The following is a 26011-nucleotide window of genomic DNA, read 5'->3' on the forward strand; positions in this document are numbered from 1 at the left end:
CCCGCGATTAATATGAACCCTACTCATATATTTCGGAGGAGCGGTACTAAGCTGCCGACATGGACGACCGACAGCGCCTGGACCGGGCCACCGCACACCTGGAGGCGCCGTTCGCGGTGCTCGACCTCGACGCGCTGCGGTTGAACGCGGAGAGCATGGCCCGCCGCGCGGCCGGCAAGCCGATCAGGGTGGCCAGCAAGTCGATCCGCTGCCGTCCGATCCTCGAACGCGTCCTCGCGATGGACGGATTCGCCGGGATCATGGCGTTCACCCTCCCCGAGGCGCTCTGGCTGGTCTCCACGGGGATGCGCGACGTGCTCGTGGCCTACCCGACCGCCGACCGCCAGGCCATCGGCGCTCTGGGCGCCGACCCTGTCGCCGCCCGGGAGATCACGCTGATGGTCGACTCTCCCGAGCATCTGGACCTGCTTCAGGGCCAGCCCCACGAGATCCGGGTATGTCTGGACATCGACGCGGCCTTCGTCGCGTTCGCCGGCAAGCTGCGGGTGGGGGCGCTGCGCTCCCCTCTGCGCGAGCCCGCGCAGGCCGCGGAGATCGCCGCCGAGATCGCCCGGCGTCCCGGCCTCCGCCTCGCCGGGCTCATGGCGTACGAGGCGCAGATCGCCGGCGTCGGCGACAAGATCCCCGGCCCGTACGGCAGGGTCGTCCGCTGGATGCAGGCGCGCTCGCGCCGCGAGCTGATCGTCCGCAGGGGCCGGATCGTGCAGGCCGTACGACGGGTCGCCGACCTGGAGTTCGTGAACGGCGGCGGCACCGGCAGCATCGAGACGACCGTGCGCGAGAAGGCGATCACCGAGGTGGCCGCCGGGTCCGGCTTCTTCCACCCGCGGCTGTTCGACTTCTACCGCAACTTCGAGGGGCACCCGGCGGCGTTGTTCGCGCTGCCCGTGGTGCGCAAGCCCGCGCCCGGCGTCGCGACGGTGCTCGGCGGCGGCTACCACGCCTCGGGCGCCCCCGGGCCGACGCGGCTGCCCCAGCCGTACCTCCCGGCCGGGCTGCGGTTCGACGCGAACGAGGGCGCGGGCGAGGTGCAGACGCCGCTGTTCGGCGACGCCGCCTCCGACCTGCGGGTCGGCGACCGGGTGTGGTTCCGCCACGCCAAGGCGGGCGAGCTGTGCGAGCGGTTCGCCAGCCTGCACCTGATCGAGGGCGACCGGGTGGTGGAGGAGGCCCCCACCTATCGGGGCGAGGGCAAGACCTTCCTCTGACTCACGAGAGGACCCCTGATCGGGAGTCTCCGATCAGAGGTCCTCGTACGCTCTGCCGGCTCCGCGGCGTGCGATCAGCTGCGCCTGCGACGGCGGAACAGCAGGACGGCGGCGCCCACGACGAGGGCCGCGCCCACCACGATCAGAACAGGGCTGATGTCCCTGGGCGGGTACTCCTCCCAGACATCGGCCTGCCCCTCCTCGCCCGGCCTGGCCTGCCGGTGCGTGCCCCCGACCAGGCGTTCCGCGTTCGCCTTGACCTTCGCCACACTCCGCTCGGCGACGCGCTTCGGGCTCACCCGGTCAGCTATGGCGTCGACCGTACGAGCCAGCTCCACTCGCGTACGCTCGATCTCCCGCTCAAGCGCATCGGGATCGGTGTCCGCCATGGCGACCCCCTCCTGTGGTACTAAATGTCCGATCAGTCTGCCAGTTCACGTGGCCGCGTCGTACGGCGGCCGAGCCGGTAGCTTTATAAGCGCCTACCCGCATCCTCGCGGGTCACCCGCGTTGCGCGCGAACCATGGGCTTTTCCGTCCAATAGCAGGAGGACTTGATGAGCAGGCTCGAGCCGGGCGACGCCGCGCCGGACTTCACCCTTACCGACGCCGACGGGAACGATGTCTCGCTCGAGTCGTTCCGTGGCCGGAAGGTCATCCTCTACTTCTACCCGGCCGCGATGACGCCCGGCTGCACCAAGCAGGCGTGCGACTTCCGCGACAACCTGAACGCGCTGACCGGCCACGGCTTCGCCGTCCTCGGCGTGTCCAAGGACACCCCGGCCAAGCTCCAGCGGTTCCGCGAGCACGACGCGCTGACCTTCCCGCTGCTCTCCGACCCCGGCCTGGACGTCCACAAGGCGTACAGCGCGTACGGCGAGAAGCAGAACTACGGCAAGACGATCATGGGGGTCATCCGGTCCACGTTCGTCATCGACGCGGACGGCAAGATCGAGAAGGCGCTCTACAACGTGAAGGCCACCGGTCACGTCGCCCGCCTGCTCAAGGAGCTCGGCGTCTCCTGACCCCGTAAGGAGGCATGTCGCTGGGCGGTCCCCGCCGACGACAGCGCGGCGGTGTGGGCGCGGCGACGCTGTGTGGACGGCGCACACGTCGCGCTCCCATACTCCGGCGGCGGCCGAACGGGGGACGGGCCACATATCACGAAACGGCGGTCGTCTATACCGTCACGGGCAGATGTCGGGCCTGTGAACGAGGAGCCGCTCGTGATCCCACTCCCCGACGGCGGAGCACCGCTGTCCTCCCCCCAGAAACGTTCACCGAGCCGCCCCGCGACCCGCCTGCCGGGACACCCCGGCCGGCGGGTGTCCGCCTCCGCGTCCACGGCCCTTGTCGCCGCCCTCACGGCGCTCGGGCTGATCGCCGTCCTGCTCGCCGGGGCGCGTCCCGCCCGGGCCGCCGGACTGGAGAAGGTCACCGGGTTCGGATCCAACCCCGGCGGCCTCAACATGTGGGTCTACCGCCCCGACGGTCTGCCCGACGGCGCGCCCGCCGTGGTGGCCCTGCACGGCTGCACGCAGACCGCCAATGACTACTTCGCCAACTCGGGGTGGCGGAAGTTCGCCGACCTGCACCGCTTCGCGCTGATCCTCCCCGAGCGGATCGACGCCACCGCCTTCCCCTCCAACTGCTTCCAGTGGTATCAGGAGGCCCACATCAAGCGCGGCCAGGGGGCGGCGCTGTCCATCGCGCAGATGGTCGGCTACGCCACCGGCACGTACCGTCTCGACCCGGCGCGCATCTCCATCACCGGCCTGTCGGCGGGCGGCGCGATGACCGCGGTCATGCTCGCCACCTACCCCGACCTGTTCCAGGCCGGTTCCGTCGTGGCCGGCCTGCCGTACCGATGCTCTCCGCCGGCCTCGTCGAGCACCTGCATGACCGGGGCGGTCGCCAAGACCCCGGCCCAGTGGGGCGACCTCGTCCGGGCCGCCTATCCGGGGTACGCGGGGCCGCGTCCCAGGGTCGCCGTCTGGCACGGGCAGGCCGACTACGTCGTCAACAAGGCCAACGGCGTGGAGCTGCGCGACCAGTTCACCGACGTGCTCGGGGTCGGCCGGACGCCGACGTCCACCGAGAGCCTGCCCGCCGGCACCACCCTGGAGCGGTACGGCAACGACACGGTCCGGTTCTACCAGGTCGCCGGGATGGGGCACGGCACTCCGGTGGATCCCGGCGGCGCGGCCGACCAGTGCGGCACGGCCGGGGCCTACTTCCTCGACACCATCTGCTCCGCCTATTACGACACCCGGTTCTTCGGCCTCGACGGCACTACCACCCCCAGCCCGTCGGCCAGCCCCACCCCCAGCGCGTCGCCGAGCCCGACGCCCACGCCCAGCGCGTCACCCAGCGCGTCGCCGTCACCGACGCCGAGCACGGTCTGCGTGACCGCCAGCAACTACGCCCACACGGTCGCGGGCCGGGCCTACCAGAAGGGCGGATACACCTACGCCAACGGGTCCGATGCCGCCATGGGCCTGTGGAACGTCTTCGTCACCCACACGCTCCGGCAGACCGGGCCGGGCTACTGGGAGCTCGCCGACGGTCAGTGCTGAACCCCCGGCGGCCGGCCCGCCTGTAGCACCACCCGCCACGTGGCGGACCGACACATCGCACCCATGCCACGTATGGACCGGACACGCCGGCCCGCCGACTCCCGCGTCGGCGGGCCGGTGCGCACGTACGGGAACCGGCGAAGCGGACCCGGGAGCGCCCGGCGCGACCGCGAGATGGCGGGACCTAACACCACATCCCCGCCCGTTGTGGGGACACGGCACATGGAACCGCCATCACGCTTTGCCTAGCCTTTGCGCCAATCCGGTCAGGTTCTCCGCCTGCGCTACCCCCGATCTCCCCGATGCCTGCAGAAATGAGTTGACCATGGGTCGTAAGATTCACCCGGTCCGGCTACCCGCGGCGCTGACCACCGCGGCGGTCCTGCTCCTCGCCGCGGCGTGCGGCAGCCCCGGCAGCGCCGGCTCGGGGGCCGGCGGCGGCACGGATCCGATCAAGGTCGGTCTCGTCTACTCCAAGTCCGGCCCGCTCGCCTCGTACGGCAAGCAGTACATCGAGGGCTTCCAGGCCGGGCTCGACTACGCCACGAACGGAAGCAAGAAGATCGGCGACCGGGCCGTCGAGGTCACCGAGGTCGACGACGCCGGAGACCCGGCCAAGGCGGTGTCCGCGGCGAAGGACCTGATCGGCAAGGGGTACAAGATCCTCGCCGGCTCCACGTCCTCCGGCGTCGCGACCCAGGTCGCGCCGATCGCCGAGCAGAACAAGGTGCTCTTCGTCTCCGGCCCCGCCGCCACCGACGCGGTCACCGGCGCCGGCACGTACACGTTCAGGTCCGGCCGCCAGACCGCGCAGGACATCAACACCGCCGCCGCCTTCATCGGGGACGTCCAGGGCAAGAAGGTCGTCGTCTTCGCCCAGGACAGCGCGTTCGGCCAGGCCAACGTGGCCGGCGTGCAGGCCGTGCTCGGCGCCAAGGGCGCGACGGTCGAGCCGCTGCTCGTCCCGGCGAGCGCGACGGACTTCACGCCGTTCGCCACCCAGGCCAAGGAGGCCAAGGCCGACCTGCTGTTCGTCGCCTGGGCGGGCACCACCGCGCAGGCGATGTGGACCGCCCTCGGCCAGCAGGGCGTCTTCGACGCGACGACCGTCGTGACGGGCCTCGACATCACCGCCACCTGGCCCGCGTACGGACCGGTCGCGGACAAGGTCAACTTCCTGTCGCACTACTTCGCCGGCGCGGCGGGCACCGACGTGGAGAAGGCCATGACGGAGCGCGTCACCAAGGCGGGCGGCACCGTCGACCTGTTCACCGGCGACGGCTTCACCGCCGCCCAGATGATCGTGCACGCCGCCGAGAAGGGCGACGACGCCGACGCGATGGTCAAGAACCTCGCCGGATGGAGCTTCGACGGCGTGAAGGGCGCGATGACCGTGCGCGCCGAGGACCACGCCCTCCTGCAGCCGATGTTCCAGGCCAAGCTGACCGGCGGCGCGACCCCCACCGCCGAGGTCGTCAAGAAGCTCGACGCCGACGCCGTCGCGCCCGCGGCGGCCGCGCAGAAGTGACGAGCACCGTCGCCGCCCCCGCCCGGCCGGTCCTGCGCGTACGTGGGCTGAGCTGGGCGGTGGGCGGGGCCCACATCGTCTCGGACGTCGGCTTCGACGTGGCCGAGGGCGAGTTCGTCGCCGTCATCGGCCCGAACGGCGCCGGCAAGACGTCGCTGTTCAACCTGATCTCCGGCCTGACCCGGCCAACCGGCGGCACGATCGAGCTGGACGGTCTCGACATCACCCACGCGCCGCCGCACCGCCGCGCCCGGCAGGGGCTCGGCCGCACCTTCCAGTCCTCCAGCGTCTTCCCCGCCCTCACCGTCGCCGAGAACGTACGGCTGGCCGCCGCCGCGCACCGCGGCACCTGCCTGCGGATCTGGCGGCGGGCCGAGTCGGACCGCGCTGCGTGGCTGGCCACCGCGGAGGCCCTCGAACGCGTGGGGCTCGCCCACCGGGCCCGCGAGACCGCCGGATCGCTGTCCCACGGCGACAAGCGCAAGCTGGAGATCGCCATCCTGCTGGCCACCGACCCCCGCCTCATCCTGCTGGACGAGCCGATGGCCGGGGTCGGCGTGGCGGACGTGCCCGCGCTCACCGAGGTGATCCGGTCCGTCCACCGCGAACAGGGCCGCACCGTGCTGATGGTGGAGCACCACATGGACGTCCTGCTCGGCCTCGCCGACCGGGTCGCCGTCATGCACCACGGCAGCCTGCTCGCCCTGGACGCGCCGGACGCCGTCATGGCCGACCCGGTCGTGCAGGAGGCCTACCTCGGGGAGGCACTGTGACACCGCTTCTGGAGCTCGCCGACCTGCACGTGCGGATCGGCAGCTCGCACATCCTGCAGGGCGTCGGCTTCGCCGTACCGGCCACCGGCGTCACCGCCGTGCTCGGACGCAACGGCGCGGGCAAGACCACCACGCTGAAGGCCGTGCTCGGCATCGTGCCGAAGACCGGGAGCGTACGCCTGGACGGCGAGGAGATCGGCGCGCTGCCCACGCACGCGATCGTCCGGCGCGGCCTCGGCTACGCGCCCGAGGACCGCGGCATCTTCGCCGGGCTGACCGTCACCGAGAACCTCCGGCTGGCCGAGCGCGGGCGCGGCCCGCACCGGTACGACCTGGTCTACGAGATGTTCCCCGAGCTGAAGCAGCGGGGCGCGCAGCGCGCGGGCACCCTGTCCGGAGGCCAGCAGCAGATGGTCGCGATCGGCCGCACGCTGCTCAACGACAACCGGATGCTGCTGGTGGACGAGCCCACCAAGGGTCTCGCGCCGAAGATCGTCACCGAGGTGGCCGACGTGCTGGAACGCGCCGCCCGCGAGGTGCCCATCCTGCTGGTGGAGCAGAACCTCGCACTCGTACGGCGGATCGCCGACCACGTCGTGGTCATCGAGCAGGGGACCGTCGTCCACACCGGCGAGGCCGCCTCCCTGCTCTCCGACCCCGACCTCACCCGCGAACTCCTGGGGGTGGCGTGACCTCTTCCTCACTCTTCTCACGGCCGCGGCCCGGCGATCCCGCACGTGAGGAGATTCGATGAGCAACGTCGTGCTCCTCGCGCTCACCGGCCTCGGCCTGGGCGCGCTCTACTTCCTCATCGCCTCCGGGCTGTCCCTCATCTTCGGACTGGCCGACGTGCTGAACTTCGCCCACGGCCTGTTCCTCGCCGTCGGCGCGTACGGCACCTGGTGGTCCTCGACACACCTCGGGTTCCCGTTCGTGCCCGCCGTCGCGTTCGGCGTCGTGGCCGGCACGGCGACCGCCGTACTCGTCGAGACGCTGCTGATCCGGCCGCTCTACCGCCGGACGATCGAGCAGGTGCTCGTCACCGTCGGGCTCAGCCTGGCGGGGGTGGCGCTGCTGCAGGCCGCGTTCGGCGCCGACCCGCTGACGTTCCCCCGGCCGGAATGGGCCACCGGGACCACGCGCATCCTCGGCGCGATCGTGCCCAACGACCGGTTCCTGCTGATCGGCGCGGCCGTCGTGGTGCTGGTCGCGATCCAGGTGTTCCTGCGCCGGACCCGCTTCGGCCTGATCGTCCGGGCCGGCGTCGAGGACCGCACCATGGTCACCGCCCTGGGCATCAACGTACGCACCGCCTTCACGCTGGTGTTCGCCATCGGCGGCGCGGCGGCCGCGCTGGCCGGAGCGCTCGCCGGGGTCTACTTCGGCAACGTCTCCCCCGGGCAGGGCACCTCCCTGCTCATCTTCGCCTTCATCGTCGTCGTCATCGGCGGCATGGGATCGGTCACCGGCTCGGCGGTCGCCGCCGTGCTGGTCGGCCTGGTCCAGCAGTTCACCAGCTTCTACGCCGCCGCGGGCGTCGGGGAGGCCTCGGTCGTGCTCCTGCTCGCCGTGGTCCTGCTGGCCCGGCCGGGCGGCCTGGCAGGGAGGGCAGCGTGACCACGACAGCAGACGCCTCCGGGACCGTGAGCGTGGACGACCTCCGGCCGCGTCCCGCCTCGCCCCGCCGCCGCTGGGTACGGCGCGGCGTGCCGGTGGCCGCCTTCGCCGTGCTGGCGATCCTGCCGTTCTCGACGCTGGACCTGCCCGGGCTGCTGCCCGGCCCGGCCAACAGCCCGGGATCGCTGCAGCTACTCGCCGTCTGCCTCGTCTTCGCCGGGCTCGCGGCCACGTACGACCTGCTCTTCGGCCGTACGGGGCTGCTGTCCTTCGGGCACGCGCTCTACGTGGCGCTGGGCAGTTACACGGTCAACATCGCCGTGACGAAGCTCGGCCTCACCCTCCCCGCCGCGCTGCTGCTCGCCGTACTCGTGGGCCTGGTCGTGCCCGCGCTGCTCGGCGCCGTGGCGCTGCGGGTGAACGGCATCGCGTTCGCCATGGTGACCCTCGCGACCGCGCAGGTCGGCTCGATCCTCGTGATGAGCGATCCGGGGCGGCTCACCGGTGGCGAGGAGGGGCTGCCGCTCGCGCCCGACGCGATCCCGGCGTTCCTCTCCGGCGTGGCCAACACCGCGAACCTGTACTGGCTCGCCCTCGGCTACCTGGTACTCGTGCTGGCGGTGATCGCCTGGGTGGTGGCGTCGGAGCCCGGCCGCGTCTGGGAGGCGATCCGCGAGAACGAGCGCAGGGTGTCGGTCCTCGGCCTCCAGCCGTACCGGTTCCGGCTGCTGGCCTTCGTGATCGCGTCATTCCTGGCGACGCTGGGCGGGGTCGTCCACCTCTTCCTGGTCGGCGGGTCGAGCCCGCAGATCACGACGTCGAACTTCACCCTCGCCTTCCTGGTCATGGTGGTGCTCGGCGGTACGGGAAGCCGCTGGGGCGCCATGCTCGGCGGAGTGCTGTACACCTACCTCGACCACCGGCTCGCCGCGCTCGGCACCTCCGACGCCGTCGCGGGCCTGCCGGAGGTGCTGCGCGCGCCGCTGTCCGAGCCGCTGTTCGTGCTCGGCGTGCTCTTCATCGTGATGGTGTACTTCCTGCCGGGCGGCCTGGCCAGCCTCACCGCCCGCCTACGCGGCCGTACGCGATGACGGACCGCCGTCCCCTTCGCCCACGGACGAGCCCCCGCACTTCCTGAGGACACGTCCGACGCACACGGGTCGCCGGTCGTGCGGAGCCTCCCGTTTACGGCATCGGGACAGTGAGCCATACCGGCGTCCCGTGACGACGGCGCGGATATTCATATCCGCGCCGTCGTCACGAGACGCCGGAACCTGCACATCATGGATATTTCCGGATTTACCCCGGATTCGGACCGGCCGAAATTGTCAGTGCCGCCCAATAAGCTCCGGCCATGGCGAACCAGAAGTACAAATACACCCCCGAGCTGCTCGCCGAGGCGGCCGCCAACTCCGTCAGCATCGCCGATGTGCGCCGCTATCTCCGAATCCCATGGTCCGGGGGGACGCACGCGCACATCAGCCGCCGCCTCAAACACTTCGGCATCGACACCTCGCATTTCCTCGGCCAATCCCACTACCGAGGGCGAGAGTCACCGCGGAGGCGGCGTCCGGACGAGATCCTGGTCGTTCTTCCCCCGGGATCCCCGAGGCCGAGGCGCTCACAGCTCAAACGCGCCCTTGCCGCAGTTGGTGTGCCCTACCGCTGTGATGCCTGTAGGATCGAGGCGATCTGGCAAGGGCGTTCGATCACGCTGCACGTTGACCACATAAACGGAGACTGGCTCGACAACCGGAAAGAGAACCTTCGCTTTCTCTGCCCGAACTGCCATTCTCAGACGGACACCTACGCCGGAAAGAACAAGGGGTCGTAGCCCAACGGCAGGAGGCAAATGGTTTAGGTCCATTTCAGTGCGGGTTCGAATCCCGCCGACCCCACGTTTTAAATTCAGCGAAAGCCGCCTCTTTTCACAGGAGGCGGCTTTCTCTTTCTTTGACGGAAGCGCCGATTTCGCGCCCCACCTCATCAGCAGGAGAACGCGCGGGGGCGCCTCATCTCCAGTGCGCTGTCCACAACGTTCACCGGGATCGAGGGAGCGAAGCGGGCTTCGCGAGGACCGCGGGTTCCCCCCGGCGAAGTGACCGACCCGGCCAAGTTTCGTGGGCGCCCAACTACTGGAGGCGGCCGGAGCGGGGTACCGCGCAGCGGAACCCGGTCTCGGTCTGCTGGCAGAGCTGTGACAACTGCTCCTGCAGGTCCTTCAGGCGCTGTCCCCCGCCGTAGGGTCGGTTCCACTGACCGCGACCGTCCTGATAGCCGTCCTCGAAGGGCGCGCTGTACACGTGGTCCCGGTTCCAGACTGCGGTGCCGACCGCGACCGCGCCTCCGCCGATGATCGCTCCGATCAGCCCCGCGACGATGAACTGGCCCCCTCGCCCGCGCGCGAACGCGCCGAACCGCTGGGCGGCCGACCGTGCCCGGCCGCCGGAGCCCGCTCCGGCCCCTCCGGCCGCGGTCGCCCATCCCGGCGCGGCCCAGCCGGGACCGCCGGGGCCGTACGCGTAGGTGCCGAGAGCCGGTCCGGCCAGCACAGCGGGCTGGCCGTACATCGGTGTGACCGCGGGCCCGGACGCGGGCATGCCGCCCGGTCCGTACACGAACCCGGGCGGAAGCGCGGGACCGGGCGGAAGCGCGGGACCGGGCGGAAGCGCGGGACCGGGCGGAAGCGCGGGACCGGGCCCCTGCGCCGGCCCGTAGGGTGCCGGGCCGGGTATCGGCGTGGTCGCGGGGCCGGCCGGAGGCGCGAAGGTCGGCGCGGGTCCGGCAGGGCCGAAGCCGCCGGGACGCGGGCCGGGCGCTCCGCTCGGCGACGTGAAGGGCTTGAGCCCGAGAGCGGACATCGAGTCGGCTGTCGTGGGCGGGGCGTCGGTGGAGGCGGCGGGATCTTCAGCGGGCTGTTCCGCGATTCCGGCACGCTCGGAAGACGGCTGCGCCACGGACTCAGCATGCGCCGCCGTGCCCGGACCGGACTCGTGGCGATCCCCGAGTTCCCGGCCTTCTGGGTCGCGCGGCTCGTCCTCTGCGCCGCGCGACCCGGCGTCGCGATCCGCCATCACACAGATCTCCCTTTACTCGCCCCCCAAGGGCTCCCTTGTAAAGAGTGCCCGACGAACCGTAAGTGTGGCGTAAATGCGGACAAGTCGCTATGCGACCCGGGTCGTAGACCGGGATCCGTCATAGGGGGGAACCGCGCCTACCTGCGCATTGCCTATCGTTGGTGTCGTGTTCGGCAGACTGCGCGCCTGGAAGCGACGCCATTCCCTCCTCGTTGACACGCTCGCTCTCACGCCGTTGATGCTGCTCGGCCTGCTCTCCGCCCTGGTCGCCTCCGCCGTCCCGGAGGTGTACGGGAGGTTCAGCACGGTCGTGCTGCTCCTGCTCAGCGCGATGCTCGTTCTGCCGCTGATCTGGCGGCGCAAATACCCGGTCGCGACGTTCGCGATCGTCGCTCTGGTGTGCTTCGTCCAGTGGCTCGTCGAGATCAGCACTCTGCCCGTCAACGTGGCGGTCCTGGTCGGCATGTACGGCGTGGCCGCGCGCCGCCCCCTGAAATGGGCGATAGCGGCTGCCGTGGTCACGGAGATCGGCATCGTCCTCTGGCTGCTCCGCACCTACGATGACGTCCTCGATCAATTGCCCGGCCCGACCGTGTTCGTCGTCGCGATCTGGGTCAGCGGCATCTACGTCAACATGCGGCAGCGGTACGTCGAGAGTCTCCTTGAGCGTGCGGAGCGCGCCGAGCGCGAGAGGGACCAGCAGGCGCGCATCGCGGCCGCCGCCGAGCGCACGCGGATCGCGCGCGAACTGCACGACGTGGTCGCGCACAACGTCAGCGTGATGGTCGTCCAGGCGGACGGCGCCGGTTACGCCATCGACAGCGATCCCGAGCAGGCCCGCCGTGCCGTACAGGCGGTGTCCTCGACGGGGCGGCAGGCGCTGGCGGAGATGCGGCGGCTGGTGGGGGTGCTGCGCGACGACCACACATCGAGCGAGGAGTACGCTCCGCAGCCGGGCCTGGAGCAGCTCGCCGACCTGATCGAGCAGGTCCGCGCGTCGGGGCTGCCGGTGGACTTCACCATGTCCGGCCCCCGGCACGAGGTGCCGGAAGGAGAGCAACTGGTGATCTATCGGATCATCCAGGAGGCGCTGACGAACACCCTCAAGCACGGCGGCCCCGGCGTCCGCGCCTCGGTCCAGGTGGAGTACGGCGCGCACGACGTGACGCTGACCGTGTCCGACGACGGGCGGGGCGCCTCCGCCGCGCGCGCCGACGACGGGCACGGCCTGATCGGCATGCGGGAACGGGTCGGGATGTACGGCGGCACGGTCCAGGCGGCGCCCCGCCCCGGAGGCGGCTTCCGGGTGACCGCCCGCCTCCCGATCGGTCAGATGGCATGAGAGCCTCATACGGTTCGATCGCCGCAAATGGCGTGAACCAGTCCGCCCCCGGACGAAGCGAGGAACTGTGATACGCGTGATGCTGGTGGACGACCAGGTGCTGGTGCGGACGGGTTTCCGGATGGTGTTGGGCGCCCAGCCGGACATCGAGGTCGTCGGCGAGGCCGCGGACGGGGCGGCGGCGGTGGAGGCCCTGCGCTCGATCGAGGCCGACGTGGTCCTGATGGACGTGCGCATGCCGCGCATGGACGGCGTGGAGGCGACCCGCCAGATCTGCTCGTCCTCGTCGTCCGGACCGCGGGTGCTCATCCTCACGACGTTCGACCTCGACGAGTACGCCTTCGCGGCGATCAAGGCGGGCGCGTCGGGCTTCCTGCTGAAGGACGTACCGCCGGCCGACCTGCTGACCGCCATCCGGGCGGTCCACGCCGGAGACGCGGTGGTCGCACCGAGCACGACCCGCCGGCTGCTTGAGCGGTTCGCCGTCCACCTGCCCGACGACAACGACGCGCCGCGCGACCTGGACGGTCTGACCGCCCGGGAGCGCGAGGTGCTGGTCCACGTGGCCCAGGGCCTGTCGAACACGGAGATCGCCGCGCGGCTGCACCTGGCCGAGGCGACGGTGAAGACGCATCTCGGCCGCATCCTCGCCAAGCTGCGGCTCCGCGACCGCGCCCAGGCCGTCGTCTACGCGTACGAGACCGGGCTGGTCGTGCCGAGCGGTGGACCACGGTAGTAACGGGACGTACACCGAAAGTCGTACATCGGACATCGCGGGTGCGCGGAGGGCGCAGGTCAGGTCCCTTCCTCGAGCCGAGAGAAACGCGAGATCACGCCCATAGCGTTGGTCCCATGACGATGACTACGGACGTCCGACAGGCCGTGACGGCAAGGGGACTCAAGAAGGTTTACGGCCAGGGCGACGCCGCGGTGCACGCTCTGCGCGGGATCGAGGTCGGGTTCGCCACGGGGGCGTTCACGGCGATCATGGGCCCGTCGGGCTCCGGCAAGTCGACGCTGATGCACTGCCTGGCCGGGCTCGACACGGTCTCCGCGGGTGAGATCCACATCGGTGACGTGGAGATCACGAAGTTGAACGACAAGCAGCTCACGCTGCTGCGCCGGGAGCGCATCGGGTTCGTGTTCCAGGCGTTCAACCTGCTGCCGACGCTGACCGCCGAGCAGAACATCCGGCTCCCCCTGGAGATCGCGGGCCGGCAGGCCGACCAGGTCCTGTTCGACCGGGTGATCGAGACGGTGGGGTTGCGCGAGCGGCTGGGCCACCGGCCGACCCAGCTCTCCGGCGGCCAGCAGCAGCGGGTCGCGGTGGCGCGCGCGCTGATCAGCAAGCCGCAAGTGATCTTCGCGGACGAGCCGACGGGCAACCTCGACTCGCGCAGCGGCGCCGAGGTGCTGTCCTTCCTGCGCCGGTCGGTGCGCGAGCTGGACCAGACGATCGTCATGGTGACCCACGACCCGGTCGCGGCGTCGTACGCCGACCGGGTGATCTTCCTGCGGGACGGCCTGCTGGTGACCGAGCTGTACCAGCCGACCGCGCAGACCGTCCTCGACACACTGATGAAGCTGGAGGCCTGAGCCGTGTTCAAGACGACTCTGGCCGGGCTGCTGGCGCACAAGCTGCGCCTGCTGCTCACGTCGCTCGCGATCACGCTGGGCGTCGGGTTCATCGCGGGCACGTTCGTGCTGACGGACACCATCGACGCGGGGTTCGCGCAGAAGTTCACCGCGGACGCGGCCAAGATCTCCGTCGCGGTACTCCCCAAGGGGGACGACGCCGACCGGCAGCAGGAGCCGATCCTCACCACCGGCGACCTGGCCAAGGTACGCGGGGTGAAGGGCGTCGCCGACGCGCAGGGCATCGTGCAGGGCACCGCCCCTCTCATCGGCAAGAACGGCAAGGTCGCGGGGAGCAGGGCGACGTCGGGGATCTCCATCACCGAGGGCGCGCTCAACCGCACGGTGATCACCAAGGGCTCGGCGCCCGCCGCCGCCACGGAGGCGGTGCTCGACAAGGACACCGCCAAGACCCGCGAGTTCGCGATCGGCGACACCATCACGGTGCTCGACTCGAAGCAGGTCAAGCACCAGTTCACCCTGGTCGGGGTGTTCGACGTCGGCGTCAACCAGGAGCTGTCCTTCACGGGGGCGGTCGGCTTCACCGCGGACACCGCGCTGCGGATGACGGGGGCGAAGGGGTTCCGGGAGATCGACGTCCGCGGTGGCGACGACGTCTCTCCGGAGGACCTGCGCGCCTCGGTCACCGCCGCGCTCGGCTCGGGCTACACGGTCAAGACGGGCACGCAGCTCGCCGACGACCTGGCGGCCGAGAACAACATGGACACCTCGTTCATCAGGATGGGCCTCCTGCTGTTCGGCGTGATCGCGATGCTCGTGGCGGCGCTGGTCATCTACAACACGTTCAACATCCTGGTGGCGCAGCGCACCCGTGAGATGGCGCTGCTGCGCTGCATCGGCGCGACGAAGAAGCAGATCTTCGGCTCGATCCTGCTGGAGTCGGTCGTCGTCGGCGTGCTCTCCTCGGTGCTCGGCCTGCTCATCGGGCTCGGTCTGGGTGCGGCGGCGCTGGCGGTGCTGGGCGCGGTGGACGCCCCCATCCCGACCGGGGTCGGCGTCTCCCTCTCCCCCCAGACGATCGTCGTGGGCCTCGTCGTCGGCATCATCGTGACGGTCGCGGCGGCCCTGTTGCCCGCCCGGGCGGCGACCCGGGTGGCGCCGATCGCGGCGCTGCGCAGCCAGGTCGAGGAGAGCACCTTCCGTGCCGGCGTGCTGCGGATCGTCTTCGGTGCGCTCTTCCTGCTGGCCGGTGCGGCCGTCACGGCGAAGGGAGCGGCCGGGGAACCCGGTCAGGACGCCCTGCTGACCGTCATGGCGGGCGGCTGCGTCTTCTTCCTCGGCGTGCTGGTCCTGGCACCGCTGATCGTCAAGCCGTTGAGCGCGTTCGTCGGATGGCTCCCCGCACGGCTTTTCGGAGTCCCGGGCAAGCTGGCGGTGGACAACTCGCGGCGCAACCCCAAGCGCGCGGCGACGACCACGGTCGCGCTCACCATCGGTGTGACGCTGATGACGCTCATCTCCGTGGTCACCACCACGACCCGCGCGACCGTCTCGGAGCAGCTCAACAAGCAGTTCCCGGTGGACTACATGATCGGCACGCAGCAGCACGACTCGTCGATCCCGCGCACGGTGGCCGCCGAACTGCGGTCCAAGCCCGAGTTCGGCGCCGTGGTCGTGGTCCGGGAGACCGAGGCCAGAGTCAATGGGAAGTCGGTGAGCGTCGGCGCCTTCACCGTCGATCCGGAGTTCAAGGTCACCCCGGTGAAGGGGTCGATGAAGGACTTCGGACCGGGCACGGCCGCGGTGACGAGTTGGACCGCCAAGGATCTCGGCGTCACGATCGGCGACACCGTGAAGGCGGCCGGCAAGGACTACCGCGTCGTCGCGCTCCTCTCCGACCAGTCCTCGCCCGTGTACGGCGTGAACCTGACCGAGCAGGACTTCGACGCCGCCTTCCCCAGGGTCATGGACAAGCAGATCCTGATCAAGGTCAAGGACGGCGTGGCCACCGACACCTCGCGCAGGATCGTCGAGGCGGCGACCGAGCCGTACCCGTCCGTCCTGGTGGAGAGCGCGGCCGAGACCCGGGGCGCGTTCGACGAGGCGCTGGACATGATGACGATGATCATCACCGGCCTGCTGGGGCTGGCGGTCCTCATCTCCCTGCTGGGCATAGCCAACACCCTGTCGCTGTCGGTACACGAGCGGACCCGGGAGTCGGCGCTGCTGCGCGCGCTCGGCCTCACCCGGCCCCAGCTCCGCCGGATGCTCTCGATCGAGGCGCTCGTACTCGGCCTCATCGGAGCGCTCGTGGGCGTCGCCCTCGGTGTCACCTTCGGGTGGGCGGCGACGCAGACCATGGTGAGTGACGTCATCTTCCGGGCCCCGGTCCTCCAGATCCTGGGCTTCGTCGCCCTCTCGGGGGTGGCCGGCGTGGTCGCCGCCCTCCTCCCCGCCCGGCGCGCGGCGAACGCGTCCATCGTCGGCTCGCTCGCCAGCAGCTGATGGTCACGCGGAAACGCCTCCCGGGGACGACCCCGGGAGGCGTTCCCGTACCGTCCGAAGGCCGGTCAGCGAGGGAACTGGTCGGCGACGGCCTGCGGGGCGAGCAGGGGGCGGACCGCGATCCCGCCGGTGTCCTTGTCGATGACGAGGCAGCCGCCGCCGACCGTCTCCGGCAGCGACCGGGGATCGTCCGCGTCCGCGCCGCGCGCCCAGGCCACGTACACGCGGCCGATGGTGAAGATCTCCACCTTGCCGTACCGGCCGGCGAAGTACGCCTCCGCCAGCTCGCGCGCCTTCCGGCGTGAGACCGTCAAAGGCGCTGCCCCTCCCGATCGATGATCACGCTGAAGACGCCCGTCACGTCGGCGTACGGCGGTTCGACCGCCATGTGGCCGCGCTGGGCGTCGATCCAGACGATCTCTCCGTAGCTGTTGACGGCGTTCCACGCGTGGCTGCCGCCGCTCGGCCAGCGGGTGATGAGGATCGCGGCGGCGCCGTGCCCGCCGGTGAGCAGCCGCCGGCCGATCACGGCGTACGCCCGGCGGCCGTGTCCCACGTACTCGAACCGGTGCCCGATCCACCGCTCGGCCCGGGACACGCCCTTGGCCTCGCCGGTCAGTACGGGGGCGCCGCTCTCGTCGTACTCGGGGAGCCGCGGAGCGGCCACGACCGGCTCGCCGTGCCAGGTGGACAGCACGGAGAGCGCGCAGTCGACGGCGTTGGTGGAGCGGAACGGGTCCTCCGAGGGCCCCTCGGCGTTGATGAGCCGGATCCAGGTCCCGCGCGGGTCGGGGAAACGCCCGCCGACCGCCTGGTCGAGGTCGCGTTGCGCCTGCGAGTCCGGCTCGGCGAGCCCGCCCGCCACGCCGTACGGCCGGGCCAGGTCGAGGCGGGGCGGGCGCGTCGGCCGGTCGAACCAGTCCCGGCCTCCGGCGAGCGCGACCGGTGCGCGTACCTTCAGGGGAGGTTCGTCGAGCGACGACGCCGGCACCTCCGCGGCCTTCTCGTAGTCGCGCCAGCGGCGGCCGTCGGAGGCGACCACGGGGTTGTAGACGCCGGTCGGCAACCGCCACCGGGACGTGCCGTGGGACTTCCAGCGGGACTGCCGGTGGGTCATCTCCTGGGACACGTGCCGCGGCTCCCCTCCACTCACGCGCGTATCAGGATGCCGATGCTAGAGGGGGACGGCCCCCCGGCAGGTCCCATTCCCGCACACGCCCGGGCGGGTCGCACCGGTTCGCCCCGTTGCATCCCGGTCAACCGGCCCGGACCATGATGGTGTGGTAGCCGGTGGCACCGTCCGGCACGGGCGGGGCGACGGCCGCCGTCTGGGTGTATCCGGTGGCGTCCGTCGCGCGGACGGCGATCGTGTGGCCGCCGGGGGCGAGATCCCAGTCGATCGACCACTGCCGCCAGGTGTCCGGACCGGGCACCTCGGCCAGCGTCGCCCGCCGCCACTCGCCGCCGTCCACCTGGACCTCGACCGCGTCGACGCCACGGTGCTGTGCCCATGCCACGCCCGCGACGGTGGTGCGGCCGGCGGGAACGCTCTCCCCTTCACGCGGGACGTCGATCCTGGACTCGGTCTTGATCGGAGCCCGCGGGGCCCACCCGCGGGGCGTCCAGTACGCGGTGTCCTGGTCGAACCGGGTGACCTTGATCTCGGTGATCCATTTGGTGGCGGAGACGTAGCCGTACAGGCCGGGGACGACCTGGCGCACGGGGAACCCGTGAGCCGCGGGCAGCACCTCGCCGTTCATCGCCACCGCGAGCAGTGCGTCTCTGCCGTCCATGACGACATCCACCGGCGTGCCGCTGGTCCAGCCGTCCTGCGAGACGCCGAGCAGCATGTCGGCGCCACGCCTGATCCCGGCCTCGCGCAGCACGTCGGCCAGGCGGGCGCCGAGCCAGCGGGCGTTGCCGACGTACGGCCCGCCGACGTCGTTCGAGACGCAGGTCAGTGTGACGTCCGCCTCCACCAGCGGGCGCCTGAGAAGATCGGCGAAGGTGAGCTCGACCGGCCGGTCCACCATGCCGTGGATCTTCAGAGTCCAGGACCGGGGATCCACGCCGGGAACGACGAGCGCGGTGTCCACCCGGTAGAACTCGTAATTGGGCGTGACGAACGGCGCCAGCCCCCTGATGCGCAGATCGGCTCCGGCGGGGAGCGGCTTCGCCGCGACGGCGGGGCGCGGCAGCATCCTCGCCACGCTTCTCCTGGCGCTGGTCACGTCCGCGCGCCCGGCGAGCAGGCGCCCGGTCACCGCGCCGGCTCCGGCGATGCCCGTGCCGACCACGACGCCGGTCAGCAGCTTCCGCCGGTCGAACGCGTAGAGGTCGGCCCCGGCCCGTCTGACCGAAGGTCCGGCGGGAGGTATCGGCTCGGCCCGTCTGACCGGAGGTCCGGCGGGAGGTATCGGCTCGGCCCGTTCGCCGCCCCTGGCGCGGCGGAAGAGCAGGACCAGCGTCCAGGCGCCAGCGGCGGCCCCCACCATCGAGGGGAGTGCGTCGAGCGGCCCGGAGTCCGGGCGGTTCACCGCGGCGATGATCCCCACCACGCCGAACGCGGCCAGGCCGGCGGCGCCGTACCCGACGCGCCATCGGGCGATCAGGCCGAGACCGGCCGCGATCAGGGCGACCACGACGACGATGCCGGCGACCAGGACCGTCTTGTCGTTCTCACCGAAGGCGCGGATCGCCCATTCCTTCAGCGCGGCAGGCGTCCGATCCACCGTCGCGCCGCCGACGGCGACCACCGGCGACGCGCTCGCGCTGGTCAGGCCGGCCACCAGCTCGGCGACGCCCAGCGCCACCGCGCCCGCCGTCACCCCGGCGAGAGCGGCGGCCCACGCGGGCGGGCGCGGGCCTCTCGCGTTCGTGTTCACACGTCCGACGGTATGCCTCCGCGGCCACGACCGGGAGGCCGAGGGGAAATCAGCGACGAGGAGGTGGTCAGCGAGGAGGTGGTCAGAGCGTGCGCAGCAGCTCGGGCAGGTCGGCGGCGAGCGCCCGGAAGGCCAGGCCGCGGTGGCTGATCGCGTTCTTCTCCTCGGGCGACAACTCGGCGGTCGTCCGGGTCTCGCCCTCGGGCACGAAGATCGGGTCGTAGCCGAAGCCGCCGGTGCCGCGCGGCTCGCGGGTCAGCACCCCGCCGATCACGCCTTCGACGACGTGCTCCTCGCCGGTCGGCAGCGCGAGCGCGGCGGTGCAGGCGAACTGCGCCTGGCGGCGCCCGTCCGGCACGTCGGAGACCTGGGCGAGCAGGAGGTCGAGGTTGGCCTTGTCGTCGCCGTGGGCGCCCGCCCACCGCGCGGAGAAGATGCCCGGCATGCCGTTCAGCGCGTCCACGCAGATCCCGGAGTCGTCCGCGATCGCGGGCAGGCCGGTACGCGAGGCGACGGCGTGCGCCTTGAGCAGCGCGTTCTCGGCGAAGGTGAGGCCGGTCTCTGCGGTGTCCGGGATCTCGGGGAAGGAGTCCATCCCCAGGATCTCGATCGGCGCGCCGGTCTCCGCCAGGATCCGGCGCAGCTCGGCGACCTTCCCGGCGTTTCGGGTGGCCAGGACGACCTTGTGCATTCTTTCTCCCTTGCTACCGGCCAAGGGCGGCCGGGCCGTACGGGCGGCTCAGGCGAGCGCCTCGGTCTGCAGGCGGGTGAGCTCGGCGCAGCCGGCGGCGGCGAGGTCGAGCAGGCCGTCCAGCGCGGCGCGGTCGAACGGCACGCCCTCGGCGGTGCCCTGGACCTCCACGAAGTCGCCCTTGCCGGTCATCACCACGTTCATGTCGGTCTCGGCCTTGACGTCCTCGACGTAGCACAGGTCGAGCATCGGCACGGAGCCGACGACGCCGACGGAGACGGCGGCCACCGAGGTGACCAGCGGGTTGCCCGGACACATCTTCTTGGCGCGCATCCAGGCGATCGCGTCGGCGAGCGCGACGTAGGCGCCGGTGATGGCGGCGGTGCGGGTGCCGCCGTCCGCCTGCAGCACGTCGCAGTCGAGGAGGATGGAGTTCTCCCCGAGCGCCTTGTAGTCCACGCAGGCGCGCAGCGAGCGGCCGATCAGGCGGGAGATCTCGTGCGTCCGGCCGCCGATCTTGCCGCGGACGGACTCGCGGTCGCTGCGCGTGTTGGTCGAGCGGGGCAGCATGGCGTACTCGGCGGTGACCCAGCCGAGGCCGCTGCCCTTGCGCCAGCGCGGCACGCCGGCCTCCACCGTCGCGGCGCACAGCACCTTGGTCCCGCCGAACTCGACGAGCACGGAACCCTCGGCATGGGCGAGCCAGTTCCTGGTGATCGTCACGGGGCGAAGCTGATCGGGTCGACGTCCGTCTGCACGAGCCATGACCTTCACCCTAGGTCATATACCGCACCGCTTCGGGCCAACTCGGTCCGTCCGCGGTAGCCGCCCGTGGCCGCGTCGGCGAGCACCCGCTCGGGGTCGTACCACGGCACGAGATGGGTCAGCACGAGGCTCCGCGCCCCCGCCCGCGCCGCGTGCTCGGCCGCCTGCCGTCCGGTGAGGTGGATGTCGGGCCGCTCTCCCGGCCCCTCGACGAAGGACGCCTCGCACAGCAGCAGGTCCACGTCGCGGGCCAGCGTGACGAGCTCCGCCGACTCGCCGGTGTCCGCGGAGTACGCCACGGAGCGCCCGCCGTGGGAGACGCGGAAGCCGTACGTCTCGACGGGGTGGTTCATGGGCGCGGCGACCACCTCGAAGGGGCCGATGCGCCGGGTGCCGGGCTGGAGCCGTACGAAGTCGAAGGATCTCTCCATGACGGGCTCGTCCGGCATCGCGTAGGCGGCGTTGAGCCGGCGGGACGCGTCGGCCGGGGCGTGGACCGGCACCTTGGGCAGCGGGCCGTCCGGGGAGTAGGTCCGCACGACGTGGTACGCGCACAGGTCGAGGCAGTGGTCGGCGTGCAGGTGGGAGAGGCAGACCGCGTCCACGTCGTAGAGGCCGGTGTGCCGCTGCAGCGCCCCGAGCGAGCCGCTGCCGAAGTCCAGGAGCAGGCGGAACCCCTCCGCCTCCAGCAGGTAGCAGGAGGCGGGGCTGTCCGGGCCGGGGAAGCTGCCGGCGCAGCCGACGATCGTGACCTTCATCGGGCCCTCCCCTCGCCGGAGCCGTCGCCGCCGGGAGCCGAGGAGGCGGCCGGCCGACCGCCTCTCGAGCCGTCTCCGGAACCGTCTCCTGAACCGGCGGATGAGCCGTCGCCGACCGGCGCGAGCTCGACCGCCTGGATCTCCGGGCCGAGGAAGCGCCGCCCGAGCTGCTCGAACAGGGCGGTCTCGCCCGTCGCGCGGAAGACGTGCCGCGGCGGCTCCCCCGGCGGGCTGGCGAGCCCCCGGTCGTGCAGGATGCGGAAGACGTCCTTGGCCGTCTCCTCGGCGCTGGACACGAGCGTGACGCCGTCCCCGGCGACGTACGAGACCGCGCCGGTGAGCAGCGGATAGTGGGTGCAGCCGAGGATCAGCGTGTCGCAGCCGGCGTCCTGGATCGGCTTGAGATAGCCGCGGATCACCTCGATGAGCTCGTCGCTCATCGTCTCGCCGCGTTCGACGAAGTCGACGAGCAGGGGCGCGGGCACCCCGATCAGCTCGACGTCCGGGGCGGCGGCGAACGCGTCGTGGTAGGCCATCGACGCGATCGTGGCCCGCGTGCCGATCACCCCGACCCTGCCGTTGCGGGTGGCGCGTACGGCCCGCCGGGTGGCCGGCTGGATCACCTCGATCACCGGTACGTCGTACCGCTCGCGCGCGTCGCGCAGCACGGCCGCGCTGGCGCTGTTGCAGGCGATGACGAGCATCTTGACGTCGTGCTCGACCAGGTGGTCCATGACCTCCAGGGCGTACCTGCGGACCTCGGCGATCGCCTTCGGCCCGTACGGCTGGCGCGCGGTGTCGGCCACGTACACGATGGGCTCGTGCGGGAGCTGATCGATGATCGCGCGGGCGACGGTGAGGCCGCCCACGCCGCTGTCGAAGATCCCGATCGGCCTGCTGTTCTCCGGCATGAGTCCCAAGGTTAGGGGACCGGCGGCGATTCGCTGAGGGTAAGAATGCTCACACCGCCGGTGGTGTTTCGCGGCCGCCTCCGGGAGGGCGGCCGCGGCTCAGCCGCGGCCGACGCGGGCGAGCTGACGGGACTGGGCGACCAGGCGGCCGGCCGAGTCCCACACCTCGACCTCCTCGTCGAACCAGCCGTCGCTGACCAGCCTGCCGCTGCCGAGCACGGTCAGCCAGCCGGGCGCGGGCAGCGCCCGCAGGTACCAGGTCAGCTCGACGGTCGGCGCCCACCCCCGGCCGCCGGCGGAGAACACGACGGGCGGCAGCGCGTCCACGGCGAGCGCGATGATGTACGGGTCCGGATCCTGCGGCTCGACCATCCGGAAGTACGCCCGCGACTCGGGCCGCCCGCTCGGGGCGCCGCGCAGCCAGCCGATCGAGCTCGGGTCGAACCGCAGCTCCACCTGCTCGCCGAGCGTCATGTTCGACTCCGGCTTCGGCTGGGGGAGCCGCAGGCAGTCGGCGAGATCGGGCATGGCGACCTGGGGGGCGCCCGACCAGTGGGGCGCGGCCTGCGGGTCCAGCGTCGCCGTGGTGACCTGCATCTCGATGTACCGCTCGCCGTCCCTGACGAGGGTGGCGCGCGTCATGGCGGCGGTCCGGCCCGTCTTGAGGCGCTCCAGCCTGACCGTGGCCGGTCCGGGCGGGATGGGCTTGAGGAACTGGGCCGAGGTCGAGACGGGGTGCCGGTGCGTTGAGGAGTCGGTCACCGCGCGCAGCATGACCGCCATCAGGTAACCGCCGTTCAGGGGGCCTCCGATGGCGTATCCGCCGTCCAGGCAGACGTCGTAGGTCGTGTCGTCCACCTTGATCGCCTGCGTCGCCTCGTCGAACTTGGTCACCGCACCCCCGCTTCCCGAATGTTGTTCTGGTAACGGTCAGTTTATCGGCTCCTCGATAACCGTCATGTTGCGGGTCAAGCGAAGTGCAAGCGTTTCGCTACCGCTGCCGCTTACGTTGAGAATTGCCCACTGTCACCGGACATGTGAGAGAGCCATGCCTGCCGACATCCCACCGTTCCCCCAAGGGCAGGATCCCGATCGGACGATCCCCCACCGGAGACCACAGCCCCAGCCCCAGCCGTACTCGCAGCAGCCCTTCGACGACGGACGCACTCGGCAGTGGCCGCAGCCGGAGGAGCTGGGGCCGCCGTCCGCGCCACCCACCCCGCCGGTCACCGCCAAGCGCGGCCGAGGCTGGATCATCGCGCTGATCGCGGCGGTGCTCGTGGGCGTCGTCGGCGGAGGCGGCGTGTGGGCCGCGAGCGTGCTCAGCGGCGGGGGCACCCAGCCCCACGACGTGCTTCCCGGCAACGCCGTGGCGTATCTGCGGCTCGACCTCGACCCGGCGGCCAACCAGAAGGTGGCGCTGTTCGGCATCGCGCGCAAGTTCTCCGTGACCAAGGACGTCTTCTCGGGAGACGATCCTCGCGAGGCTCTGTTCAAGGTGTTCCGCGAGGAAGCCGGCGACCTCGCCGCGGTCGACTACGCCAAGGACGTCGAGCCCTGGCTGGGCGACCGCGTGGGCTTCGCCGTGCTGCCCCAGACATCGGAGGACCGGTCGGGCGAGAACGTCGTGCTCGCCGTCCAGGTGAAGGACGAGTCCGCGGCGCGCGCGGGCCTGAACAAGCTGGGCGCCGGCACGAAGGAGAGCGGGTCGGGCATCGCCTTCCGCGACGGATACGCGATCCTCGCGCGCACCCAGGCGGAAGCCGACCAGTACGCGAAGGCGGCGCCGCTGTCGCAGAACGAGCGGTTCGCCGGCGACACGGACGCGCTCGGCGAGCCCGGCGTGCTGTCCTTCTGGGCCGACCTGGGCGCGATCGCCAAGAACGTAGGCGAGGCGCAGGACGCGGCCGAGCTGGTACGGAACGGCCGCGTCACCGGAGCCCTCAGGTTCGGGGACAATTACGCCGAGCTGACGGGGTTCGTCAGCGGCACGGGCCTCAAGTCGGCCGAGACCGAGACCGTGCCCGTCAAGCTGGGCGAGCTGCCCGCCACCACCGCCGCCGCGTTCGGCGTCTCCGGCCTGGGCGACATCGTGCGCGACCAGTGGGCGAAGCTGCGGCAGGCGGCGGAGAAGACCCCTGAGGGGCGCTCCCTCACCCAGTCCGGCGAGAAGTACGGCATCAAGCTGCCGGACGACCTGGTCACGCTGCTCGGCGAGAGCACCGCCGTGGCGGTGGATCGTGAAGGCCTGAGCGGCGACCAGCCGAACGTCGGCGTGTTGCTGCGGACCGACCCGGCCAAGGCGCGCGAGGTCCTGGCCAAGATCGAGTCGGCCGTGACCGAGGGCGAGGGCGTGCCCCTGCTCGTCAAGGTCGACGGGGACGGCAAGCTGGCCGCGGCGACCTCGGAGGACTACGCGAAGACGCTCTCCACCGGTGGCGCCCTCGGCGACGACGAGACGTTCAAGCTGGCGGTGCCCGGCGCCGACAACGCCACGTTCGGCCTGTACGCCGACCTCGACCGGTTCGAGCAGTTCTACCTCGACGACGACATGCGGCCCGAGGAGCGGGCCAACCTCCAGGTGCTGCGGGCGGTGGGCCTCAGCGGCCGGATCTCCGGCGAGAACGCCGGATTCACGCTCCGCGTCCTGTTCAACTGACATCGTCCCCAGTCGTCGGAAAGCGCCCCCGTCCATCGGGGGCGCTTTTCGGTTCGGGCTCCTCGGCCCGGCCGGAACGCCGAGGGCCGGTTCCGATCGATCGGAACCGGCCCTCGCTCACGAGTCCGCGCGAAGAAGGTTCAGGCCCAGAGCTGGCCTTCGAGCCGATCCTCCGCCTCGTCGAGGGTGCCCTCGTAGGCGCCGGTGGACAGGTACTTCCAGCCGCCGTCCGCCACGATGAACACGATGTCGGCCCGCTCCCCCTCCTGTACGGCCTTGCGCGCCATGCCGAGGGCGGCGTGCAGGGCGCATCCGGTGGAGATGCCGGCGAAGATCCCCTCGGTCGCGAGCAGCTCCCGGGTCCGGCGCAGCGCGTCGGCCGAGGTCACCGAGAACCGGGTGGTCAGCACCGAGGCGTCGTAGAGCTCGGGGACGAACCCCTCGTCCACGTTGCGCAGGCCGTAGACCAGCTCGCCGTACCGGGGCTCGGCCGCGACGATCTTGATGTCGGGCACCTTCTCCCGCAGGTAGCGCCCGACGCCCATGAGCGTGCCCGTGGTGCCCAGGCCCGCCACGAAGTGGGTGACCGTCGGCAGGTCGGCGAAGATCTCCGGCCCGGTCGACTCGTAGTGGGAGCGCCAGTTGGCGGGGTTGCCGTACTGGTAGAGCATCACCCAGTCGGGATGCTCGGCGGCGAGCCCCTTGGCGACCCGGACCGCCTCGTTGGAGCCGCCCGCCGCCGGCGAGGAGATGATCTCCGCGCCCCACATGCGCAGGAGCTGGCGGCGTTCCTCGGAGGTGTTCTCCGGCATGACGCAGATCAGCTTGTATCCCTTGAGCCGGGCGGCCATGGCCAGCGAGATGCCGGTGTTGCCGGACGTCGGCTCCAGGATGGTGCAGCCGGGGGTGAGTAGGCCGTCCTTCTCCGCCTGCTCGACCATCCACAGCGCGGGGCGGTCCTTGACCGACCCGGTCGGGTTGCGGTCCTCCAGCTTGGCCCAGATCCGCACGTCGTCCGAGGGGGACAGACGCGGCAGGCCGACCAGAGGCGTGCGACCGACCGAGTCGATCAGAGAGTCGAAACGCATGCTCGTACGGCT

At 71.4% G+C, this 26011-nt stretch carries 25 protein-coding genes and 1 tRNA gene; 15 read left to right on the forward strand and 11 right to left on the reverse strand.

All coding sequences use genetic code 11. The features are described 5' to 3' along the window. Positions 1-59: 59 nt before the first annotated feature. The gene (locus AWQ68_RS16025) at positions 60-1229 is read left to right on the forward strand and encodes an amino acid deaminase/aldolase (RefSeq protein ID WP_066941117.1); all 1170 of its coding nucleotides are present in this window, start codon (positions 60-62) and stop codon (positions 1227-1229) included. A gap of 74 nt (positions 1230-1303) precedes the next feature. Here the strand turns inward: AWQ68_RS16025 and AWQ68_RS16030 are convergent, their stop codons facing one another. Next, entirely contained in the window at positions 1304-1618 is a 315-nt protein-coding gene (locus tag AWQ68_RS16030) for a DUF3618 domain-containing protein (protein WP_066941119.1), read from the reverse strand. A gap of 167 nt (positions 1619-1785) precedes the next feature. On the opposite strand from AWQ68_RS16030, the gene bcp reads away from it, so the two are divergent. From bcp to AWQ68_RS16070, 9 genes are all read left to right on the forward strand, one after another. Continuing rightward, positions 1786-2253, forward strand: a complete 468-nt coding sequence (gene bcp / locus AWQ68_RS16035; RefSeq protein ID WP_066941121.1) for a thioredoxin-dependent thiol peroxidase — start codon at positions 1786-1788, stop codon at positions 2251-2253. Positions 2254-2454: 201 nt separating this feature from the next. Next, entirely contained in the window at positions 2455-3804 is a 1350-nt protein-coding gene (locus AWQ68_RS16040) for an extracellular catalytic domain type 1 short-chain-length polyhydroxyalkanoate depolymerase (protein ID WP_245655939.1), read from the forward strand. Positions 3805-4129: 325 nt separating this feature from the next. Beyond that, positions 4130-5332 carry a substrate-binding domain-containing protein gene (locus AWQ68_RS16045; protein ID WP_066941123.1) on the forward strand — a complete coding sequence of 401 codons (1203 nt, stop codon included), beginning with the start codon at positions 4130-4132 and terminating at the stop codon, positions 5330-5332. Next, the gene (locus AWQ68_RS16050) at positions 5329-6105 is read left to right on the forward strand and encodes an ABC transporter ATP-binding protein (RefSeq protein ID WP_066941125.1); all 777 of its coding nucleotides are present in this window, start codon (positions 5329-5331) and stop codon (positions 6103-6105) included. Before AWQ68_RS16045 ends, AWQ68_RS16050 begins: the two co-directional genes overlap by 4 nt. Continuing rightward, positions 6102-6797, forward strand: coding sequence for an ABC transporter ATP-binding protein (locus AWQ68_RS16055; protein WP_066941127.1), 696 nt, complete (start codon positions 6102-6104; stop codon positions 6795-6797). Before AWQ68_RS16050 ends, AWQ68_RS16055 begins: the two co-directional genes overlap by 4 nt. A gap of 58 nt (positions 6798-6855) precedes the next feature. Further along, on the forward strand, positions 6856-7722 hold the full coding sequence (locus AWQ68_RS16060) for a branched-chain amino acid ABC transporter permease (RefSeq protein WP_066941128.1): 867 nt from the start codon (positions 6856-6858) through the stop codon (positions 7720-7722). Then, positions 7719-8813, forward strand: a complete 1095-nt coding sequence (locus AWQ68_RS16065) for a branched-chain amino acid ABC transporter permease (RefSeq protein WP_066941130.1) — start codon at positions 7719-7721, stop codon at positions 8811-8813. The genes AWQ68_RS16060 and AWQ68_RS16065 overlap by 4 nt, the downstream gene beginning before the upstream one ends. Positions 8814-9076: 263 nt before the next feature. Continuing rightward, on the forward strand, positions 9077-9556 hold the full coding sequence (locus tag AWQ68_RS40860) for an HNH endonuclease signature motif containing protein (protein ID WP_084464052.1): 480 nt from the start codon (positions 9077-9079) through the stop codon (positions 9554-9556). Then, positions 9547-9620, forward strand: a tRNA-Leu gene (locus tag AWQ68_RS16070). The genes AWQ68_RS40860 and AWQ68_RS16070 overlap by 10 nt, the downstream gene beginning before the upstream one ends. 234 nt (positions 9621-9854) lie before the next feature. Here the strand turns inward: AWQ68_RS16070 and AWQ68_RS42500 are convergent. After that, positions 9855-10796, reverse strand: a complete 942-nt coding sequence (locus tag AWQ68_RS42500) for a hypothetical protein (protein ID WP_066941132.1) — start codon at positions 10794-10796, stop codon at positions 9855-9857. A gap of 169 nt (positions 10797-10965) precedes the next feature. On the opposite strand from AWQ68_RS42500, the gene AWQ68_RS16080 reads away from it, so the two are divergent. From AWQ68_RS16080 to AWQ68_RS16095, 4 genes are all read left to right on the forward strand, one after another. After that, positions 10966-12141, forward strand: a complete 1176-nt coding sequence (locus AWQ68_RS16080; protein ID WP_066941134.1) for a sensor histidine kinase — start codon at positions 10966-10968, stop codon at positions 12139-12141. A gap of 67 nt (positions 12142-12208) precedes the next feature. After that, on the forward strand, positions 12209-12877 hold the full coding sequence (locus tag AWQ68_RS16085) for a response regulator (protein WP_218006893.1): 669 nt from the start codon (positions 12209-12211) through the stop codon (positions 12875-12877). Between the two features lie 116 nt (positions 12878-12993). Beyond that, positions 12994-13737: an ABC transporter ATP-binding protein gene (locus tag AWQ68_RS16090; protein ID WP_066941138.1), complete on the forward strand. Its 744-nt coding sequence runs from the start codon at positions 12994-12996 to the stop codon at positions 13735-13737. Between the two features lie 3 nt (positions 13738-13740). After that, positions 13741-16242 (forward strand): ABC transporter permease, encoded by a 2502-nt coding sequence (locus tag AWQ68_RS16095; protein ID WP_066941140.1) that lies wholly within the window; start codon positions 13741-13743, stop codon positions 16240-16242. A gap of 65 nt (positions 16243-16307) precedes the next feature. Here the strand turns inward: AWQ68_RS16095 and AWQ68_RS16100 are convergent, their stop codons facing one another. From AWQ68_RS16100 to AWQ68_RS16135, 8 genes are all read right to left on the reverse strand, one after another. Beyond that, positions 16308-16556 (reverse strand): SUKH-4 family immunity protein, encoded by a 249-nt coding sequence (locus AWQ68_RS16100; protein WP_066941142.1) that lies wholly within the window; start codon positions 16554-16556, stop codon positions 16308-16310. Then, a complete protein-coding gene (locus tag AWQ68_RS16105; RefSeq protein WP_245655940.1) occupies positions 16553-17371 on the reverse strand; it encodes a toxin glutamine deamidase domain-containing protein in 819 nt (272 codons plus the stop codon). The genes AWQ68_RS16100 and AWQ68_RS16105 overlap by 4 nt, the downstream gene beginning before the upstream one ends. A gap of 127 nt (positions 17372-17498) precedes the next feature. Then, positions 17499-19127: a molybdopterin-dependent oxidoreductase gene (locus tag AWQ68_RS16110; RefSeq protein ID WP_066941146.1), complete on the reverse strand. Its 1629-nt coding sequence runs from the start codon at positions 19125-19127 to the stop codon at positions 17499-17501. 82 nt (positions 19128-19209) lie between these two features. After that, a complete protein-coding gene (locus AWQ68_RS16115; RefSeq protein ID WP_066941148.1) occupies positions 19210-19818 on the reverse strand; it encodes an XTP/dITP diphosphatase in 609 nt (202 codons plus the stop codon). A gap of 48 nt (positions 19819-19866) precedes the next feature. Beyond that, positions 19867-20583: a ribonuclease PH gene (gene rph / locus AWQ68_RS16120; protein ID WP_066941325.1), complete on the reverse strand. Its 717-nt coding sequence runs from the start codon at positions 20581-20583 to the stop codon at positions 19867-19869. Positions 20584-20588: 5 nt separating this feature from the next. Further along, entirely contained in the window at positions 20589-21341 is a 753-nt protein-coding gene (locus AWQ68_RS16125) for an MBL fold metallo-hydrolase (protein ID WP_066941150.1), read from the reverse strand. Beyond that, a complete protein-coding gene (gene murI / locus AWQ68_RS16130) occupies positions 21338-22252 on the reverse strand; it encodes a glutamate racemase (protein ID WP_066941152.1) in 915 nt (304 codons plus the stop codon). Before murI ends, AWQ68_RS16125 begins: the two co-directional genes overlap by 4 nt. A 99-nt stretch (positions 22253-22351) precedes the next feature. Continuing rightward, positions 22352-23146, reverse strand: coding sequence for a thioesterase family protein (locus AWQ68_RS16135; protein ID WP_066941154.1), 795 nt, complete (start codon positions 23144-23146; stop codon positions 22352-22354). A 154-nt stretch (positions 23147-23300) separates the two neighbouring features. On the opposite strand from AWQ68_RS16135, the gene AWQ68_RS16140 reads away from it, so the two are divergent. Beyond that, positions 23301-24911 carry a DUF3352 domain-containing protein gene (locus AWQ68_RS16140; protein WP_066941155.1) on the forward strand — a complete coding sequence of 537 codons (1611 nt, stop codon included), beginning with the start codon at positions 23301-23303 and terminating at the stop codon, positions 24909-24911. A 140-nt stretch (positions 24912-25051) separates the two neighbouring features. Here the strand turns inward: AWQ68_RS16140 and AWQ68_RS16145 are convergent, their stop codons facing one another. After that, positions 25052-25999, reverse strand: a complete 948-nt coding sequence (locus tag AWQ68_RS16145) for a PLP-dependent cysteine synthase family protein (protein WP_066941157.1) — start codon at positions 25997-25999, stop codon at positions 25052-25054. Positions 26000-26011 lie beyond the last annotated feature (12 nt).

Source organism: Microtetraspora fusca (genome assembly GCF_001570365.1).
Lineage (GTDB): Bacteria > Actinomycetota > Actinomycetes > Streptosporangiales > Streptosporangiaceae > Microtetraspora > Microtetraspora fusca.